This is a genomic window from Phytobacter sp. V69 (assembly GCF_965644215.1).
Taxonomy (GTDB): Bacteria; Pseudomonadota; Gammaproteobacteria; order Enterobacterales; family Enterobacteriaceae; genus Phytobacter.
This window is the reverse complement of record NZ_CBFFRL010000405.1, coordinates 1-1,665: the sequence shown is the minus strand read 5'-3', so window position 1 is coordinate 1,665 and position 1,665 is coordinate 1. Positions and strand designations below refer to the sequence as shown.

Annotated in this window: 2 protein-coding genes; both read right to left on the bottom strand. The window is 53.4% G+C overall.

Features of this window, described 5'->3' with window-relative positions:
- Positions 1 to 56: 56 nt before the first annotated feature.
- On the bottom strand, positions 57 to 1,079 hold the full coding sequence (locus ACSZPU_RS25565) for a PAAR domain-containing protein (RefSeq protein WP_499004407.1): 1,023 nt from the start codon (positions 1,077 to 1,079) through the stop codon (positions 57 to 59).
- A complete protein-coding gene (locus ACSZPU_RS25560) occupies positions 1,079 to 1,552 on the bottom strand; it encodes a hypothetical protein (protein ID WP_499004405.1) in 474 nt (157 codons plus the stop codon). The genes ACSZPU_RS25565 and ACSZPU_RS25560 overlap by 1 nt, the downstream gene beginning before the upstream one ends.
- Positions 1,553 to 1,665 lie beyond the last annotated feature (113 nt).

Below are 1,665 nucleotides of genomic sequence, written 5' to 3'. Positions count from 1 at the left end.
CGGTAGTTAACCCTTCCTCCTACACTCTCCACAATCATGTCCGAGCGTTGCACTTATTATCTGAATTCGCGATCAACAAAAGCCTGTCGCTCTGGCGTCATCTCTATTTGACCACGCAGAGCCATGTTTACTTCGGTAAACCCCTCATTGGTTGTATAGCCGTACAGCGCACCAATTTCATCGTCTGACAAACGTTTAGAAAGATCCAGGTCATGTTGTTCCGCAATCTCGCGACCTTTTTGCGTCCATTTGTTTGCGGTAGCCTCACCTTTAGCCTCTTTAAGCGTCATGGATGGTTTGCTTGATGTCGCTGTTACCGGTTCTGCATTGACGATTTCTGTAGCCCGCGCAGCACGCACCGCATCATATTTCGCACCGCCTTTCATACCGGCACCGCCACCTATCAGGCTACCGAAAAGCATGCTCCATTTTTGCTCGTCACTGCCCTCACCAAACAACCATCCCCCCGCCCAGTTCCCTACAGTTCCTCCCCTGAAGGCGCCAGCAGTACTGAGCACAGCGATGGCTGGCGTTGCGACCACAGCGAGAGCCGCAGTACCAACCCCCAGCATAAGCCAGTTCACCCAGCCCGGAATCTCAGGACTTATCTCGTCCGTTTGTACTTTCGCGCCACCAAAAAAAACATTGGGTGACCCGGAAAAAATCTCGGCGCTACAGGTAAGTTTGTCCCCCACCCGCGCGGCAGGATAATTGTTGATATAGGTTTTGATAGAACCTTCGGCGACTCGCTTTGGCGAACCACTATGCTCATCACATTTGCCCAATGACAGATGCGCGCGAATCGCCTTACGGCTATTCACATAGACATTTGGCGAGCCCTCAGTGAGCGTGCCAGTGACATGCCGGGGCGCCCAGGACATACTTCCCAGTACCTCTCCTAACCCGCCTGCGGCACAGGCGCCCACAGCGGCAGATGCCACAACCAGCGCCAGCCCACCGGTCGCGACCACTGCTGCCGCACCCAGTAATGCGCCACCGATAAGCCCAACAACCATCCAGCTTTTCGACGCGGTATGGGCAATGGGGTCATCGACCCTCGCAGCCTGAAGCGCGGTCATTACGACGTTGTCCGTTGCCGGGCAAGAAACGCCTGAATCTGCCCGGGAGATGCCAGCCCCTGCGGCCCGTTAACGGTACGACAAATACTGAGTTGCTGTTCCAGATGATGCCCAGGCTCTGAGAGAACAGACCATAAGGCGTAGCGCACCGGTTGCGTATCGGGTACGGGGGCGATGCGCAGTGGCGAACCGTCCTGGGCATAGAGTAAATAAAGACCTTCACGGGCTCGCTGCAATGGCAGGCTTTGATAGAGCGCTTGTACACCGGAAAAAACGTCCAGACTGCAGCTTTCGGTATCCAGAGCAAAAAACATGTCCGGATTATCCGCGCGGATCATTTCCCCCAGCGCCGCCGCATGCTGATTATGATGAAAGCGAATGCTGGCAATAATATCCTGATACTGTTGCTGATAATGCTCGCTGAATTCGCCGGGGCAAGTGCCAATATAGCAAATAACTTTTTTACCCCCCAAGGTTCATCCAATAAAATAACGGTCTGCCGCTGAAATATTAGATAGCGTCGTCACGAGGATAAAAATCATTGATAATAGGGCCTTCTAATCAGAAGGCCCTATTATCATGACTA

What these genes read in the sequence shown, in the direction of transcription:
- ACSZPU_RS25565 (WP_499004407.1), bottom strand. Translation starts at nt 1,079, where the DNA reads ATGACCGCGCTTCAGGCTGCGAGGGTCGATGACCCCATTGCCCATACC.